The organism is Streptomyces sp. SID3212 (assembly GCF_009865405.1).
GTDB lineage: Bacteria > Actinomycetota > Actinomycetes > Streptomycetales > Streptomycetaceae > Streptomyces.
On sequence record NZ_WWJY01000004.1, the window covers coordinates 1 to 16,547 of the forward strand.

17 protein-coding genes are annotated in these 16,547 nt (G+C 71.5%); 9 read left to right on the top strand and 8 right to left on the bottom strand.

Features of this window, described 5'->3' with window-relative positions; genetic code table 11:
* From GT042_RS00270 to GT042_RS00280, 3 genes are all read right to left on the bottom strand, one after another.
* Positions 1-1,446, bottom strand: a 1,446-nt coding sequence (locus GT042_RS00270; RefSeq protein ID WP_161306663.1) for an amidohydrolase family protein, incomplete at its 3' end; no start/stop codon positions are given.
* Between the two features lie 147 nt (positions 1,447-1,593).
* Complete coding sequence (locus GT042_RS00275; protein ID WP_161306664.1) at positions 1,594-2,004, bottom strand: VOC family protein; 411 nt, start codon at positions 2,002-2,004, stop codon at positions 1,594-1,596.
* Positions 2,005-2,084: 80 nt separating this feature from the next.
* Positions 2,085-2,489 carry an AraC family transcriptional regulator gene (locus GT042_RS00280; protein ID WP_345943620.1) on the bottom strand — a complete coding sequence of 135 codons (405 nt, stop codon included), beginning with the start codon at positions 2,487-2,489 and terminating at the stop codon, positions 2,085-2,087.
* 115 nt (positions 2,490-2,604) lie between these two features.
* Between GT042_RS00280 and cpt the strand changes: the two genes are divergently transcribed.
* Positions 2,605-3,138, top strand: a complete 534-nt coding sequence (gene cpt / locus GT042_RS00285) for a chloramphenicol phosphotransferase CPT (RefSeq protein WP_161306665.1) — start codon at positions 2,605-2,607, stop codon at positions 3,136-3,138.
* 120 nt (positions 3,139-3,258) lie between these two features.
* Positions 3,259-4,515, top strand: coding sequence for a CopD family protein (locus GT042_RS00290; RefSeq protein ID WP_161306666.1), 1,257 nt, complete (start codon positions 3,259-3,261; stop codon positions 4,513-4,515).
* Positions 4,516-4,538: 23 nt separating this feature from the next.
* Here the strand turns inward: GT042_RS00290 and GT042_RS00295 are convergent, their stop codons facing one another.
* The 3 genes from GT042_RS00295 to GT042_RS00305 form a co-directional block, all read right to left on the bottom strand.
* Entirely contained in the window at positions 4,539-5,171 is a 633-nt protein-coding gene (locus tag GT042_RS00295; RefSeq protein ID WP_161306667.1) for a TetR/AcrR family transcriptional regulator, read from the bottom strand.
* 38 nt (positions 5,172-5,209) lie between these two features.
* Positions 5,210-6,457, bottom strand: a complete 1,248-nt coding sequence (locus GT042_RS00300; RefSeq protein ID WP_345943621.1) for a sialidase family protein — start codon at positions 6,455-6,457, stop codon at positions 5,210-5,212.
* 275 nt (positions 6,458-6,732) lie between these two features.
* Positions 6,733-7,494 carry a hypothetical protein gene (locus tag GT042_RS00305; RefSeq protein ID WP_161306669.1) on the bottom strand — a complete coding sequence of 254 codons (762 nt, stop codon included), beginning with the start codon at positions 7,492-7,494 and terminating at the stop codon, positions 6,733-6,735.
* Positions 7,495-7,901: 407 nt separating this feature from the next.
* Between GT042_RS00305 and GT042_RS00310 the strand changes: the two genes are divergently transcribed.
* Positions 7,902-9,089: an acyltransferase gene (locus GT042_RS00310; protein WP_161306670.1), complete on the top strand. Its 1,188-nt coding sequence runs from the start codon at positions 7,902-7,904 to the stop codon at positions 9,087-9,089.
* Positions 9,090-9,156: 67 nt separating this feature from the next.
* Here the strand turns inward: GT042_RS00310 and GT042_RS00315 are convergent, their stop codons facing one another.
* Positions 9,157-10,614, bottom strand: a complete 1,458-nt coding sequence (locus GT042_RS00315; protein ID WP_161306671.1) for an MFS transporter — start codon at positions 10,612-10,614, stop codon at positions 9,157-9,159.
* Positions 10,615-10,947: 333 nt separating this feature from the next.
* On the opposite strand from GT042_RS00315, the gene GT042_RS00320 reads away from it, so the two are divergent.
* The gene (locus tag GT042_RS00320) at positions 10,948-11,358 is read left to right on the top strand and encodes a MarR family transcriptional regulator (RefSeq protein ID WP_161306679.1); all 411 of its coding nucleotides are present in this window, start codon (positions 10,948-10,950) and stop codon (positions 11,356-11,358) included.
* A gap of 104 nt (positions 11,359-11,462) precedes the next feature.
* Here the strand turns inward: GT042_RS00320 and GT042_RS00325 are convergent, their stop codons facing one another.
* Positions 11,463-12,332, bottom strand: coding sequence for an NPP1 family protein (locus tag GT042_RS00325; RefSeq protein ID WP_161306672.1), 870 nt, complete (start codon positions 12,330-12,332; stop codon positions 11,463-11,465).
* 437 nt (positions 12,333-12,769) lie between these two features.
* Between GT042_RS00325 and GT042_RS00330 the strand changes: the two genes are divergently transcribed.
* The 5 genes from GT042_RS00330 to paaD form a co-directional block, all read left to right on the top strand.
* Entirely contained in the window at positions 12,770-13,993 is a 1,224-nt protein-coding gene (locus tag GT042_RS00330) for an acetyl-CoA C-acyltransferase (RefSeq protein ID WP_161306673.1), read from the top strand.
* Between the two features lie 81 nt (positions 13,994-14,074).
* Positions 14,075-15,055: a 1,2-phenylacetyl-CoA epoxidase subunit PaaA gene (paaA, locus tag GT042_RS00335; RefSeq protein ID WP_161306674.1), complete on the top strand. Its 981-nt coding sequence runs from the start codon at positions 14,075-14,077 to the stop codon at positions 15,053-15,055.
* Positions 15,052-15,354, top strand: a complete 303-nt coding sequence (gene paaB / locus GT042_RS00340) for a 1,2-phenylacetyl-CoA epoxidase subunit PaaB (protein WP_161306675.1) — start codon at positions 15,052-15,054, stop codon at positions 15,352-15,354. The genes paaA and paaB overlap by 4 nt, the downstream gene beginning before the upstream one ends.
* A gap of 9 nt (positions 15,355-15,363) precedes the next feature.
* Positions 15,364-16,194 carry a 1,2-phenylacetyl-CoA epoxidase subunit PaaC gene (paaC, locus tag GT042_RS00345; protein ID WP_161306676.1) on the top strand — a complete coding sequence of 277 codons (831 nt, stop codon included), beginning with the start codon at positions 15,364-15,366 and terminating at the stop codon, positions 16,192-16,194.
* Positions 16,188-16,547 (top strand): 1,2-phenylacetyl-CoA epoxidase subunit PaaD (gene paaD / locus GT042_RS00350; RefSeq protein ID WP_161306677.1); only part of this gene is annotated, 360 nt, incomplete at its 3' end. The genes paaC and paaD, both read left to right, overlap by 7 nt.

The following is a 16,547-nucleotide window of genomic DNA, read 5'->3' on the forward strand; positions in this document are numbered from 1 at the left end:
GGCGGACAGGCGCGCCGGGTCGTGCGCGGTGAGCACCAGGTCGGCGGGGTCCCCGACCCGCAACCCGCGCCGGCCGCCGGAGGCCGCCGCGAGCGCGTCGTCCAGGCCGATCGCCTGCTCAGGGTGCCACGGGTCGCGTCCGTCAGGACCCGAGCGGTGCACGGCGGCGGCGATGCCGTGCCACGGATCCAGAGGGGAGACCGGTGCGTCCGAGCCGAGTTCCAGGGTTGCCCCGGCGCTGAGCAACTCGGCGTACGCGTACGACCGGTCGGTCCGCCCGGCCCAGTGGTGGTCGGCGATGTCCCGGTCGTCCGGGGCGTGGGCCGGCTGGACGCCCAGCACCAGGCCGGGCATCGCGAAACGGGGGAGGTCCGAACGGTCGATCAGCTGGGCGTGTTCGATTCGGCCAGGGCAGCCGACCTCCTCGAACGCGTCCAGGGCAAGGGTGTTGGCCCGGTCACCGATGGCGTGCACCGCCGCGTGGATGCCGTGCCCGGCCGCACGAGCCATGAGCCGCGCCAGCTCCTCCGGAGGGGTCTGGAGAATGCCGTGCCGTTCCCCGGGCCGGACGGGGCCGGGATACGGATCGGCGCACAGCGCGGTCCGCGTGTTGAGCGAGCCGTCCACGAAGAGTTTGAGCGGACCGACCCGCGCCAGCCCGCCGGTGCCCGGCAGCACGTCACCGGTCCGCCGGCCCTCCTCGATCGCCCGCTCCAAGTGGTTCGGATAGACGGAGCAACTGACCCGGACGTCCAGGGACGCGGCGGAGGCGCGGCGGGTCCAGTCGGCGATGTTGTCGGCGTACTCGAAGTCCAGAAGGCCGACGACACCCCGGCCCGCTGCGGCGCGTACGGCGTCCTGGACCCAGCGGTCGACCACCTCGGGCCCCGCCTGGGCGAGGCGGGCCACCCCGTCGAGGCACGCCTGTTCGCGCAGCACGCCGGTCGGGTGGCCGGCCAGGCCGATGCGGACCAGGGCGGCCCGGCCGAACCACGCCGTGTGCAGGTCCTTGCTGACCAGCCCCACGGCATGGCCGGTGTCCTCGGACCACGCGAGCAGCGCCGGATCCGGCGCGTCCGGCCACAACCCGTCGCGGAAGCCGAACCCGATGAGCGGCTCGTCCGGTGCGTGGTGGCCGTCGAGCGCCGCGGCGGCCATGATGTCCGCCGCGGCCCGTGCGGAGTGTGCCCCGGACAGGTCGACGCGGCGGCGCGCACTCGCCCACTGGACGCTGTGCACGTGCGCGTCCCAGAAACCGGGGAGCACGGTGAGGCCCCTGGCGTCCACGATCTCGGCCCCGGGCGGCGGAGCGGTGTCCGTGCCGATGGCGGCGATCCGGCCGCCGGCCACCACGAGGTCGCCGACCGGTCCGCCGGAGCCGAGGCGTGTCCGGCGCAGCACCAGCGGGGCGGCGGCCCCTTCGGAGGCGGTGCGGATGTCACTCACCCGGTCACCGGCACCGGGGCATAGACCCGTTGAAGCAGCATCGCTGTCCCCCCAAGGCTCGGGCTTGTCGTCCCGGACACGTTAGGCGGCGGCCGGAGCAGGGGGAACAGCGCAGGGTGTGGTCGTGGACGGCCGGCGGCCCGGACCTCAGGCCTTGGGCTCGGTGAAGCGGATGTGGTTGCCGAAGGGGTCGCGGAGGCCGCAGTCGGTTCCGTACGGACGGTCGGTCGGCTCCTCGGTGAACTCGACGCCCCGGCCGACCAGCGTTTCGTACGTCTTGCGGCAGTCGCCCGTGCTGAAGATGAGGTGCCCGCCGACCGCGCCCTTGGTCAGCAGCTCGCGGACCTGCACCGCAGTCTCCTCGGACATCGCCGGGGGACCCGGCTTCTCCAGCAGGATCTGGCGGTCGGGGTGTCCGGGGACGTTGACGGTCAGCCAGCGCATGAAGCCCATGTCGACATCGGCGTTGACCTCCAGGCCGAGCTTGCCGACGTAGAAGTCGAGGGCTTCGTCCTGGTCGAGGACGTAGATCTGTGAGTGTGTGATCGCGTTGAACATGTATGTCACGCTACCGGCCCGGTCCGAAGGAAACTTATCCAAAACTGCTCGTTCGACGGGTGCCAGGGCGATGGGATCGGTCAGGTGCTCGGCCTGGTCCACGCCATCGTGAAACACGTGGGTACGCCCGCGGCCACGGCCGCGTCCCTCGCTTCCTTGCGGTACGTCCTCGGGGGCCGGCCCACGATGTCGCGGAACGTACGGCTGAAAGTCCCCGGGCTCCCGAAGCCCACCTGGAAGCAGATGTCCGTCACACTGCGGTCCGTGTCCCGCAGCAGGAACATCGCACGCTCGACCCGGCGGCGCTGGAGATAGCGGTGCGGCGTCTCGCCGAAGGTGTCCCGGAAGGTACGGGTGAAGTGTGCCTCCGACACCAGGGCGATCCGGGCCAGGGTCGGCACGTCCAGCGGGTGTGCGTACGCGCGGTCCATCGCGTCCCGTGCCCGGAGCATGCGACGGTTGGTCTCTTCTGCGGCCCGGCTCACGGAGCCATCACACCACGGCTCCGTGCCGACGCGACAGCCTCGTGGGTACGCGGGACCGGTGCGGTCCCGATGAAATCGTTTCGGGTGCCGGGGTGGCTGCGTCTACCGTGACCTGGTGACAACTCAGGTGATCGTGTTGAACGGTGGGTCCAGCTCGGGCAAGTCCGGGATCGTACGGTGTCTTCAGGCGGTGCTGCCGGACCCGTGGCTCGCCGCCGCGATCGACTCGCTGGTCGATGCCATGCCCGCCTCCCTCCGGTCCACCGACGCGGGCATCGAGTTCGCGGCGGACGGCGGTGTGCACGTCGGAGCGGAGTTCCTGCGGCTCGAAGCCGCCTGGATGGAGGGGGTCGCCGCGACGGCGCGCGCGGGCGCCGGGGTCATCGTCGACGACGTCTTCCTCGGCGGACCGGAGTCGCAGGAGCGGTGGCGCAAGGCGCTGGGCGGACTGGACGTGTTGTGGGTCGGCGTCAGGTGCGAGACCGAGACCGCCGAGGCACGCGGGGTGGCCCGGGGGGACCGGGCACCGGGCATGGCGGCGTCGCAGGCGGAGGTGGTCCACCGGGGTGTGGTCTACGACCTGGAGGTCGACACCACCCACGCGGAGTCCCTCGACTGTGCGCGGGTCATCGCCGCACACGTCAAGTGAGGGAGCCGTACAGAGGGGCAACCGAAGGCCGGTGCGGCAGGGCACACATTGACCAGATAACTTAGGCATGCCTAACCTAATGCGCCCGCTGTTCGGAGTTCGCGCACGAGGACGGCCACCATGCCCCTGCCCACCCATTCGCACGCCGCTTCGCCGCTCGCCGCGACCGCGCCGTCCACCCCCCTCGGTCCGTTCGAGGACACCGCCGTGACCTGGACAACCTGGGTGACCCTGATGGGATTTGTCGGCGTGATCGCCCTGGCGCTGCTGGCGGCGGGGCCGGTCGCGCGCCGGATCGGATCGGACACGCTCGCCGCGGTGACGGTACGGCTCTCCCGCGCGGCGGTGGTGCTGGGCCTCCTGGCCGTCCCGGCGGTGCTCACCAGCCTCGCCCACGAGGCGGCGGCAGACCGGGCCGGAAAGTCGGGGCAGGCCGGCTACGACTACGGCGCCGCGTGGAACGCGCTCTTCGACGGCACCAACGCCGGCCGTCTGTCGGGACTGGAAGTGACTCTCGTCCTGGTCGGCGCCGTACTCGTCGCCCCCCTAGCCGTACGCCGCGTGGCCGCGAGCCCGGCCCGGCCGTGGCTGCTGTCGCTCGGACTGGGCGCGGGGGCGATCGCCCTCGGTACCACCAAGTTCCCGGACGAGGTGCCCGCCGACTGGGGCCGTACCACCTTCGAAACCGGCATGTGGATGCTGCACCTGCTCGGCGGCGCCGTGTGGCTCGGCGGGCTGGCGGGGCTGGCGCTGCTCGCCTCCTCACGCGTGGTCGTGCCGGCCGACCGGGGCGCCTTCTGGTCCCCGGTGATCCGGCGCTTCTCCGCCGCCGCGATGAGCTGCGTCGCCGCCGTGGCGCTGTCGGGCCTGTTCCTCTACTGGGAGCACGTCGACGGCCCGTCCCAACTGCTCTCCACCATGTACGGCCGCGTGCTGGGCGTGAAGATCCTCATCTTCGGCACGCTGCTGCTGCTCGGCGTCTTCAACCAGTTCTGGCTGCACCCGCAGGTCGACGCGCTGCGCGCCGCCGGTGACGAACGCCCGCTCCGTACCCTGCTCGTACGGGAGTTCCCTCTCGTGGTCACCGCCGAGGCACTGCTCGGAGCGGCGCTGCTGTTCGTCGCCCCGTTCCTGCACGGCTCGGCCCGCAACCAGGCGTTCCAGGCCGACGCGGCCCAGCACTCCACGGTCGGGCTGGACGACCTGCCGAGGCTTCCCGACAAGGAAGTGACCCTGTCCACCTGGGAATGGGGCACGGCGGAGACCCTGGCTGTCATCGCCGTGATGCTCGGCGGCTACTGGATCTCCGGGCTTCTCGCCCGCCGCCGTACCGCCGTCGCGGCGACCGGCCACCCGGACGGTCTCGCCCAGGCGTGAGCCTCGGCTCGACGCGGAGAGAGTCAGCTCAGCGAGGGCAGGGGCCGGGTGGCCAGGTCCGCCGCCTCGTCGGCCGGCAGGCCGAGCATGCGCAGGAGCAGCTCGGCCATCTGCTCGCCGGCCTCCGGCCCGATCTCGCTGACGGTGTTGAGCTGGAGCAGACCGATCAGGGCGCCGCCGATCGCGCTCAGCGCGACCTCGGGGTCGTCGATGCTGAACCGCCCGGAGGCTTTCCCGATCTCCAGGTCGCGCAGCGCGCGGGGCGCGAGGCCGGTGTCGGTGTGCACGTGCGACAGCCCCCGGAAGCGGATGATCTGGGTGATCTCCGGGTGCGTGGCGGACAGCCGGAGAGTGAGGCGGACGCTGGTGGCGAAGACCTCCGCCGGATCGTCGATGCCTTCCGTCACCTTGTCGAGGAGCTGCCCGTACTCCTCCAGGGCGTCGGCGACCGCCGCGTCGAACAGCGCGGTCTTGGTGTCGAAGTGGTTGTAGAAGGTGCCGAAGCCGACGTCCGCCCGCTCGGAGATCTGCTGGATGCTCACCGCCGTGTCCCCGGTCTCGGCCAGGATCCGGCGCGCCGCTGAGATCAGGGCCTGCCGGGAATGCGCCCTGCGGCGTTCGAAGCGGTTGGCGGGCGGGGGAGTCGGCTCAGGCATGGCCCCCAGCGTAGGGCATCGCAGAACTGATGAACCAATCAATTCGCGGCCCGGAACCGGTCCAGGGGCAGCCGGGTGAAGGTGATGGTGTCGTACGGGGTGCGGCGGCCGGTCTCGTAGAGGACGCCCACGGTGCCGGGGTCGGCCTGCACCAGGTCGGAGTAGGCGGCGGGGTCCGTGGTCAGCCGCAGACCGCTGCTCCAGGTCAGGCCTCCGTCGTCGCTGGAGCGCACGGTCATGTCGGAACGGGTTTTCGGGTCGGCGGGTGCGGACAGCAGGAGCGGGCCGGCCTGTCCGCCGTGCCGGGTCTGGAGGACGCTTCCCTCGGAGAGGGGTGCGGTCACGTCCTCCGTGGGGGCGAAGGGCGCGTCCAGGGTTTCTCCGCCGTCGCTGCTGTAGGCGTCGGCGCGGGAGGCGGGGGCGGTGCCGCGCTGGTCACGGGTGTTGAAGTAGACCCGTCCGTCGGGGAGTTGGGCGGCGGTGGTCTCGTTGGCGTTGACGCGGCCGTCGGGTGTGCGGTCGACGAAGCCGATGCGCCAGGTCGCGCCGCCGTCGTCGCTGAGCAGGGCGTGTCCGCCGTAGTACCGCGGCTCCGCGCCGGTGTCGGGGCTCCCGGCGGGGGGTGCGGTGGAGTGGTCGGCCGCCACGACCAGGCGTCCGGTGTGCGGGCCGTGGGTCAGTGCGAGGCCGTGGCCGGGGCCTGTGGCGTACCAGCGCCAGTCCGGCCTCGTGGCCTGGTCGGTGATCTCCGTGGGCGGGGACCAGGTGCGCCCGGCGGTGTCGCTGTGCTGGACGTAGACCCGCCGCCCCGCCGAGGCGGTGGGGCGCTTTCCCTCCAGGATCGTCCTCTCGGTGGCGGTCGCCGCGTTGCGGCACGTCACGAGCACCAGGCGGCCGGTGGTGGGTACGACGACGGGGACCGGGTTGCCCACCGTGTCCGGGCCGGCGTCGGCGACGACCTGTAGGGGAGACCACGTACAACCGCCGTCGGTCGACCGCCGGGAGACGACGTCCACGTCGCCGGCGTCGGCCTTCGAGTGCCGGCGGGCTTCGGCGAAGGCGACGAGCGTGCCCGGGGTGTCGGGGGTGGGGGGTGTGGTGACCACGGCCGGTATACGGAACGTGTGGTAGCCGCCGGTCCCGGACCGGAAGACCACGGACGACTCGCAGGGGGCCGCCCTGTCGTCCGAACGCCCGGCTGCATGGCCGGAGTCGACACAACCACACAGGAGGGCCGCCAGCCCCATGAGTACGGTTCCGCGCGTGAGCGGAGAGGGCACGGACACGGGCGCTCCCAGGCGCGGTGGGGCGCGGGCGAGTTCGGACGGTGGCGGGTGGGGCCGCTGACGTGCCATCGAACCCGGTCGGGGCGAACGTTCCGGCGAACACCGGCGGAACATGGTGTGACTGTCTGCCGAAGAGAGCGAAGGGGCGCCGCCCCACCGGACAGGTGGCCCCCGATCGGGCCGTCCGCAGCTGCGGACGGCCCGATCGGTCCCGATACGGTCAGGTCAGATCAGGTCAGATCAGATCAGATCGTGTCGGATCAGGTCGTGTCAGGTCAGCCGACGCAGCCGCCGACCGGGTTGGGACTGCCGGCGCAGTTCGCCGGTGTGTTGGCGGTCACGGTCGTGCTGGTGAGGGTGGAGGTGCCCGCCGAGTAGATCCCGCCGGGCCGGCTCGTCGCCGTGTTGAGCGTGATCGTCGAGCTGGTCGTCGTCAGGGTCGCGCCGGCGCTCGCGATGCCGGCTCCCCTGCCTGCCGTGTTGTTCTTGACCGTACTGCTGGTGAACGTGGCGGCCGCGGCCGCACCGCTGCTGTGGATGCCGCCGCCGAGACCGGCCGCGTTGTTGCCGCTGAGCGCGCTGCCGGTGAGCGTCACCGCCCCGAAGTTCAGGACGCCGCCCCCGTCGTTGTGTCCGGCGGTGGTGGCCCTGCCGCCCGTGAGGGTCACGGCGTTGAGCGTCAGGGAGCCGGTCGACGCGACCTGGGCGATACGGAACGGGGCCGCCGACGCTGACCTCGCGACGGTGTTGGCGTTGCCGGAGAAGCTGATCGGGGTGGTGATGAGCGGTAACCCGGCGGGGCCGTTGACACCGTCGTCGCCGTGGGCGGACGTGAGCGTGTACGTGCAGCGGGCGGTCAGCGTGATCGTGCCACCGCCGGCCGCGTTGGCCGCGTTCACCGCGGAGACCAGCCCCGCTTCCGTACAGGGGACGGCGGCGGCGACCCCCGCCAGGGCGCTGGTGGGGAGGAGGAACACGCTGCCGGTCAGCAGCAGGGCGGATCCGGTGAGGGTCAGGAGCTTGCGAGTGGGGCGCATCAGCACTTCCATGGAGCAGCGACCGGTGGTGACCGGGCCAGGGGCCCGGACGTCCCGCGAGAGCGGTCACCGGTGGTGTGTCGGGAGAGAAACCGGACGGAGTGTCACTTCTGTGGCACTGCCGGAACTCGCTCCGTAACGGGGCGTATACCCAGTGCGACCGGAACGACTCGGCCGACGGGCGGCTTTCTTGACGCGTCGGCGGGAGGGCCCGGACGCCGGTGCCCGGAGTTCACGCGGTGGTCGCCGCGAGTCAGGACCTGTTCACCCGTGCGATATCGCACGGTTCATCGAACGCCGCCTAGATTTCTCCGACGGGCCGTTGTGCCGCGCCGGGCCGCCTCCTTCGGATCGTGCCGCGGAACCCCCGGCCCCCTCCCGCCCCGGAACGAACGGACAAAGACGGAATGACTCACGCGACCCTGGTACGGGTGCCGGATCCGGCACCCCGGCCGGAGGGCGCCGCGGCGCCCTCGGCGGAACAGCCCAAGAAGCAGAGCAGGTTGCGCGCCCTCGACGGGCTGCGTCTGCTGGCCGCGCTGATGGTCTGTCTCTACCACTACGCGGGGCGCGGCGGCGAGATCACCCGGGTCTGGGGGCAGTCCCCGAAGCACCTGTTCCCCGATCTCTCCGCGGTCGCGGTGTACGGGTGCCTCGGCGTCCAGATCTTCTTCGTCATCAGCGGATTTGTGATCTGCATGAGCAGCTGGGGCCGTACCCTCGGCGACTTCTTCCGCTCACGGGTCTCCCGCCTCTACCCGGCCTACTGGGCGGCCATAGTCCTGGTCACCGCCGCGTGCTTCGTGCTTCCGTCCGTCAGTGAACCGCTGCGCCTCGACGAGGTGTTGGTGAACTTCACCATGCTCCAGCAGCCGACGGGCGTGGACCGTGTCCTGGGAGTGTGCTGGACCCTCTGGGTGGAGGCGCGCTTCTACCTGCTGTTCGCGCTCTTCGTGGTGTGGAAGGGCGTCAACTACCGCCGCGTGGTGATCTTCTGCTGTCTCTGGATCGTGGCCACCGCCCTCGCCCAGGTCGCCGACGTGCCACTGCTGAACGAGATCGTGATGCAGGAGTACGCGCCGTTCTTCGTCGGCGGTCTCGCGCTCTACCTGATCCACCGGTACGGCAGCGACCTGCTGCTCTGGGGCATCGTGGCCACGAGTTGGCTGCTGGGCCAGCACTACGCGACCGTCGCCCTGTGGAGCCCGGACGCCACCCAGGTGTTCCAGCCGCGCTCCCCGCACGTCATCCTGCTCGTCGTCACCTTCGCGTTCGCGTCGGTGGCGGCCGTGGCGCTGGGCTGGTTCCGGTGGGCGAACTGGCGCTGGCTCAGCTTCGCCGGCGCCCTCACCTATCCCTTCTACCTGGTCCACGAACACCTCGGCTGGTTCGCGATCGCCGTCCTGCACCGGAAGTTCGGGATCGACCCCCGCCTGACGCTCCTCGCCACCGTCGCCCTGATGCTCGTACTGGCCTATCTCATCCACCGGTTGGTGGAGAAGCCGTTCGGCCCCCGCTTCAAGCGCACGATGCAGCAGCAGGCCCTGCGCCTGAACTCCCGCACCCAGCCCGCCGGTAGGCCAGGCGGCCAGTAAGTGGACAGGGGACGTGCTGCCGGCGCCTCGACGGGCGCCGGCAGCCACCTCGCGTACGGGCGTACGGTCAGGCCTTGGCGGCGGCCTCCGGCGCTGGCGCCTGGGAGAGGGCGGACCCCGGCTGCGTGGTCCTCCGTACGGGAATGAGAGAAGCGAGCACCGCGGCCGCGAGTCCCACACCGCAGCCGATGAGCATGGCGATACGGAAGCCGTCCTCGGACGGCAGGGCGTACCCACCGAAGTCGGTGGTCATCTGCGCCAGGACCACACCGATCACGGCGGCGGAGACCGAGCTGCCGATCGACCGCATCAGTGTGTTGAAGCTGTTGGCGGAGGCCGTCTCCGACAGCGGAACGGCGCCCATGATGAGGGCCGGCATCGCGCCGTAGGCGAAGCCCACGCCCGTGTTGCAGACGAGGGTGACCACCAGCAGGCTCCAGGGGGAGCCGGAGCCGATGAGCGGCAGCGAGAGGCCGTACCCCACGCCGATGACCAGACTGCCCACGGCCAGGGTGACCTTCGGGCCCTTCACGGCGGACAGCTTCGCGCCGAGCGGCGACATGATCATCATCATGAGGCCGGCCGGTGCCATCCACAGCCCCATCGCGAGCATCGACTGGCCCAGACCGTAACCGGTCGCCTCGGGCAGCTGGAGCAGCTGGGGCACGACCAGGGACTGGGCGTACATCGCGAACCCGACCAGGACCGAGGCCGCGTTCGTCATGAGGACCTGGGGACGGGCGGTCACCCGCAGGTCGACCAGCGGCTCACTGATCCGCAGCTCCCACATCCCCCACACCAGCAGCACCACCACCGCGGCGGCGAACAGGCCGAGTGTCGTGCCGCTGCCCCAGCCCCAGTCGGCGCCCTTCGAGACGGCGAGCAGCAGACAGACCAGGCCGATGCCGAGTCCGATGGCGCCGAGCACGTCGAAGCCCTTCGAGCCGGTCGTCTCGCCGCCAGCCGGTACGAAGACCCAGATGAGCGCTCCGACGGCCAGGGCCAGGGCGGCGACCACCCAGAACAGCACCCGCCAGCTGGCGTTCTCGGCGATCGCGGCGGCGAAGGGGAGGCCGAGCGCGCCGCCCACGCCCATGGACGCGCTCATGATCGCGATGGAGGAGCCGAGCTTCTCCGCCGGCACCACGTCCCGCAGGAGGCTGATGCCGAGGGGGACCACACCCATGCCTATGCCCTGGAGGCCGCGGCCGGCGATCATCGGGACGACGGAGGAGGACAGGGCGCACACCACCGAGCCCGCGACCAGCGGGACCAGGGAGACCAGCAGCATGCGGCGCTTGCCGTACATGTCGCCGAGCCTTCCGGCGACGGGCGTGGCGACGGCCGCCGCGAGCAGGGTGGCGGTGATGACCCAGGAGGCGTTCGACGCGGAGGTGTCGAGCAGCTTCGGCAGTTCCGCGATCAGCGGCACCACCAGGGTCTGGGTGATCGCGGCCACGATGCCGGCGAAGGCGAGGATGCCGACAACACCGCCGGGGCGGGCTGCGGGCTGGGAACTGTCCACGGATGTCTCCCTGTTGGTCTTCCGGGTCACGGCGGAGCGCCACCACGGGTGCGCTCGGTGTGCACCATACATGAAGCGTGTGCCATGCATGAGACGTGCTAGATGCACGCGATGTGCGTGATGCATCCAAGCCGTGATAGGGAGGACGGGCAGGATCCGAAGCCGAAGAGAGCCCGTGTGGACCATCCCTTGGACAAGCCAGAAAGCCCCGGAAAGCCGGGGCGCGCCGACAGCGCCGAGCACCCTGAGAAACCTGAGCGCCCTGAGAAACCTGAGCACCTTGAGAACACCGGGAGTCCCGGCAAGCCCCTGGAGCGGATCGAGTTCGAGACCATGCTTCTCGGCCGCTACCTGCACCTGCTCGCCTCCCGGGGCGGCGGGCGGCTCGACCGCAGCGCCTACACCCTGCTCAGCCGCATCCGGGCCGAGGGGCCGATGTCCATCGGCGGGCTGAGCGACGCCTTCGGCCTGGACGCGTCCACCCTCAACCGGCAGACGGCCGCCATGCTGCGCGCCGGGGTCGTCGAGCGGATCCCCGACCCCGAGGGGGGCATCGCCCGCCGGTTCGCCATCACCCCCGAGGGTGAACGCCGGCTCGACAGCGACCGGGCCGAGAACGTGAACGGCCTGGCCAGACTGCTGGACGCCTGGACACCCGGGGAGGCGGCCCAACTGGCGGACAGCCTGGGCCGCTTGAACCGGGACATCGAACGCCTCGACGGGCGTCCGTGGCCCCGCGACTGAGCCGGGGCGAGGACCGTACGCGACGACTCACACCGACGTGCGACTCCATACGCCGGCACCGGCGGCGACGCCACAGCGCTGCCGCCGGTGCCGGGGAACCGCTGTCAGCCCTGGGGGTCGAAGGCGATCCCGGACGGCTTGGAATTCGTGAGCAGGGACACGAACCTGCCGTCGTTGATCTTGATGGTCGCCGAACCGAAGTCGGCGTTCATCAGCTTGTCGCGCAGCGCCGTGGTGGGCCAGCCGTTCCAGTCCACCAGGGGGGGATAGCGCCAGTTGTGGTAGTGGTTCTCCGGCGGCTCGTCATTGCTGTTCGCGAGCCGGAAGAAGTGCGTGGACAGCCCGTCCTTGTGGAAGACGACCTTCGGGTGCGACCCGTCGAAGCGCACCTGCGAGCGGGGGTACGTCACCTGGCTGCTGTGCTGCGTGGTCGTCACGTACTCCACCTGGTTGGTGGACTGGTTGATCCAGGAGATGACGTGCTCCCAGTCGTGGCGGTGGCCCCCGAGGCCACTGCCCGCGACAGCCTGGTCCTTCTCGAAGTAGCTGGCGTACACGACGGCGCACCAGCCGTTGTTGCACTTCGAGCGGGCGTACGTCTGGGAGTTGTCGAGGTCGGACTGGTCCCGGCAGCTGCCGTTGACCGCGCCGGTCGTGTTCAGCCCGGGAGCGAGCGTGCCGTCAGGGCCGATCGCGGGAGTCGCGTAGCAGCCGTCGGTGTCGTAGTCGTAGGCCGGGGAGAAGGACTGCTCCCAACCGCCCGCGTTCTGCGGCAGGTTGCGCGGCGGATCGGCGTGCGCCATCGAGGCGGGGATGACAACCGCCAGCACCGTGGCACCGAGAACGGTCGCGAACCGGGCCGCCCCGCGCTTGAGGAGGGAGGGCCGGGACGGCGCGCCGACCGGTACGGCCGAGCTCTCCGACGTCCTCACCCCCGCCTGGGCCACCGGCGCTTGGCGCAGAAGACTTCTCATTCTTGACTCTCCTCGCAGGACTCAAGACCCATGACGCGACATCAGGCCGGCACGGGGGGAGCGATCCGACATCCGCGCGGTTCTCCGCGCCGACGCACCACACACTTCGCGACTGTTCCGGCACCGAGGGGCGGACGCCTGAACAAGGCAAGGAAACCGGATGACATAGACATGATCAATGCTTGTGGCAGGACGTCTTCGCCACACGCGTCCGCGGACGGACGGCGCCCACCGGGACATTCACGTCCGTACGCTGACACCGCGTCAGGATCCGGCGGTACGGAAGACAACCGGATCGCGTCCGCTCCACACGGTTCCCGCGCCTTGTGTCCCGACCGACCATTCGGTTAGCGTGCGGAAAGGTTGCGTCACCCGGCCGCGAAAGCGGGTTCGCCACCTGTAGTCCCGCCGCCCGGTCACCGCCGAGGAGCCCGCCCATGACTGACGACGTCTACCTGATCGACGGAGCGCGTACCCCGCAGGGCCGCTACGGCGGCGCCCTCGCCTCCGTACGCCCCGACGACCTGGCCGCCCTCGTGGTCGGCGAGGCCGTGCGCCGCGCCGCGATCCCGGCCGACGCCGTGGACGAGGTGATCCTCGGCGCCGCGAACCAGGCCGGTGAGGACAACCGGGACGTGGCGCGCATGGCCGTCCTGCTGGCCGGACTGCCGCACACCGTGCCCGGCTACACAGTCAACCGGCTCTGCGCCTCGGGGCTGACGGCCGTCGCCTCCGCCGCCCAGGCGATCCGCGCCGGTGAGGCCGACCTCGTGGTCGCGGGCGGGGTGGAGTCGATGACCCGGGCCCCCTGGGTGATGGAGAAGCCCGGCACGCCGTGGGCCAAACCCGGCCAGGTGTACGACACGTCCCTCGGCTGGCGCTTCACCAACCCGCGGTTCGCCGCCGCCGACCGGGCCGTGCCCGCCGGAGCCGATCCGCTGACGACGAAGGTGACCCTGTCGATGGGGGAGACGGCCGAGGAGGTGGCCGCGCTCGACGGCATCACCCGCGCCGACTCCGACACGTTCGCCCTGCGCAGCCACCGGCGCGCCCTCGCGGCCCAGGCGGCCGGGCGCTTCGACCGTGAGATCGTGCCGGTCCCGGTGAAGGACGGCGAGGTCACCCAGGACGAGGGGCCGCGTCCCACCACCACGCTGGAGAAGCTCGGCGGGCTGCGCACCATCTTCCGCGCCGACGGCATCGTCACCGCTGGCTCCTCCTCGCCGCTCTCCGACGGCGCCGCCGCGCTGGTGGTGGCGAGCGCGGCGGCCGTCGCGCGGTACGGGCTCACCCCGCGCGCCCGGATCGTCGCCTCCGCCTCGGCCGGCGTCCAGCCGAACCTCATGGGCCTCGGCCCGGTGCCCGCCACCCAGAAGGTTCTCGCCCGCGCCGGATGGCAGACCGCCGACCTCGACGCGGTCGAACTGAACGAGGCCTTCGCCGCCCAGGCGCTGGCGGTCGTACGGCGCCTCAAGCTCGACGAGGAGAGGGTCAACGCCGACGGCGGGGCCATCGCCCTCGGCCACCCGTTGGGCTGTTCGGGCGCCCGCCTCGTGCTCACCCTGCTCGGCCGTCTTGAGCGGGCGGACGCCCGCAGGGGACTCGCGACCCTGTGCGTCGGCGTCGGCCAGGGCGTCGCGATGCTGGTGGAGCGGGTGTGAGCGCGGAGGTCGCGGCACTTGCCGGAGCCCGTAGAATGCATCATATTGAGAGCCGAACGAACGGTCGGTTGGGGAGATGGCATGGATGACACACAGCCCGAGGCGGCGGTCCGCGCCGATCCCGGGCTCGCGGAGTACTTCGAGGCCACCATCGCGCGCGACCAGCGCGTCGAGCCGCGCGACTGGATGCCCGACGGCTACCGCAAGACGCTGATCCGGCAGATCGCGCAGCACGCCCACTCGGAGATCATCGGCATGCAGCCGGAGGGCGACTGGATCACCCGCGCGCCCTCGCTGCGCCGCAAGGCCATCCTTTTCGCGAAGGTCCAGGACGAGGCCGGCCACGGGCTGTACCTGTACTCGGCCGCCGAGACCCTCGGCGTCGACCGCGAGGATCTCACCCGGCGGCTGATCGAGGGCCGCCAGAAGTACTCGTCGATCTTCAACTACCCCACCCCGACCTTCGCCGACGTCGGCGTCATCGGCTGGTTCGTGGACGGCGCGGCCATCTGCAACCAGGTGCCGCTGTGTCGCAGCTCCTACGGGCCCTACGCCCGCGCCATGGTGCGCATCTGCAAGGAGGAGTCCTTCCATCAGAGGCAGGGCTACGAACTGCTGATGACGATGATGCGCGGTACCGAGGCCCAGCGGGCCATGGTGCAGGACGCGGTGGACCGGTGGTGGTGGCCGTCGCTGATGATGTTCGGCCCGCCGGACGAGAACTCGCCCAACTCGGCGGCGTCGATGGCGTGGAAGATCAAGCGCCACAGCAACGACGAGCTGCGCCGGCGTTTCGTGGACATGACCGTGCCGCAGGCGGAGAAGCTCGGCGTGACCCTCCCCGACCCCGAACTGCGGTGGAACGAGGAGCGGGGCCACCACGACTTCGGCACCCCCGACTGGGACGAGCTGATGCGGGTCATCAAGGGCGACGGGCCGTGCAACGCGGAACGGGTCGAGCGGCGGCGCGACGCCCACGAGGAAGGCGCCTGGGTACGGGAGGCGGCCGCGGCCCACGCGGCGAAGCAGGCGGCACGCACGCGCGAAGGAGCGGCGACATGAGCGACACACCGGAGCCGAAGGCGGGCTGGCCGCTGTACGAGGTGTTCGTACGCGGCAAGCGCGGCCTGAACCACGTCCACGTCGGGTCCCTGCACGCCGCCGACGACCGGATGGCCCTCACCCACGCCCGCGACCTGTACACCCGGCGCAACGAAGGCGTGAGCATCTGGGTGGTGCCCTCCGCGCACATCGCCGCCTCCACCCGCGACGAGAAGGACCCCTTCTTCGCGCCCAGCGCGGACAAGGTCTACCGCCACCCCACCTTCTACGACATCCCCGACGACGTCCCCCACATCTAGGAGCAGGGCATGACCGACGACCACGTCTACATGACCCTGGCCGAGGGGCACGACGACACCGACGCCCGGTGGGCGTTCGGCACCGGCTTCGAGGACCCGCTGCACGGCGTGGACACCACCGTCCCGGACGGCGTCGACCGGCGGGAACTCACCGCGACCTGCCTCGCGCTCGGCGACGACGCCCTGATCAGCGCCCAGCGGCTGGCCGAGTGGACCACCCGCGCCCCCGAGCTGGAGGAGGACGTCGCCCTCGCCAACATCGGACTCGACCTGCTCGGCCAGGCCCGCCTCCTGTACACCCGGGCCGGCCACGCCGACGGCACCGGCCGCGGCGAGGACGCGTACGCCTACTTCCGCGACGCCGGCGAGTTCCGCAACGTACGCCTGGCCGAACTGCCCAACGGGGACTTCGCGTTCAGCGTCGTACGGCTGCTGGTGCTGTCCAGCTGGCGGCTCGCCCACTTCGAGAGGCTGAGCGCCACCGCCGACCCCGTCCTCTCGGCCATCGCCGTCAAGGGCGTGAAGGAGCTGGCGTACCACCGCCAGTGGGCCGCCGACTGGGCGGTGCGCCTCGGCGACGGTACGGACGAGTCGCACCGCCGCATGCGGACCGCGCTGCGGCACGTGACCCCGTATCTGGGCGAGCTGTTCTCCGCGTACGACGTCCGCGACGACGTCGTGGGGGTCCTGCGCCAGGTCCTGGACGCGGCCGGTCTGCCGCTACCCGCATGGCAGCCGCTTCCCGGATCCGGCCGCGACGGGGACCACACCGAGCACCTCGTCCCGCTGCTGGCCGAGTTGCAGTCCGTGGCCCGCGCCCACCCGGAGGGCACATGGTGACCGGCGCGGCGGACGTCCGCCGCGCCCGTCACATCGCCGAGGGCGTCCCGGACCCCGAACTCCCCATGCTCACCCTCGCCGACCTCGGAGTGCTGCGGGGGGTCGAGGCCGGCGCGGACGGCACGATCGTCGCGAGCCTCACCCCGACCTACTCCGGCTGCCCCGCCATGGCCGAGATGCGCGCCGGGGTGGCGACCAGGCTGAGGGCCGCCGGGTACGCGCGCGTGGAGGTCCGTACGGTCCTCGACCCGCCGTGGACCACGGACTGGATCACGCCCGCCGGCCGCCGCAAGCTCGCCGAGCACGGCATCGCCCCGCCCGGGCCCGCCCCGCGACACGCGCCCGGCCCCGTG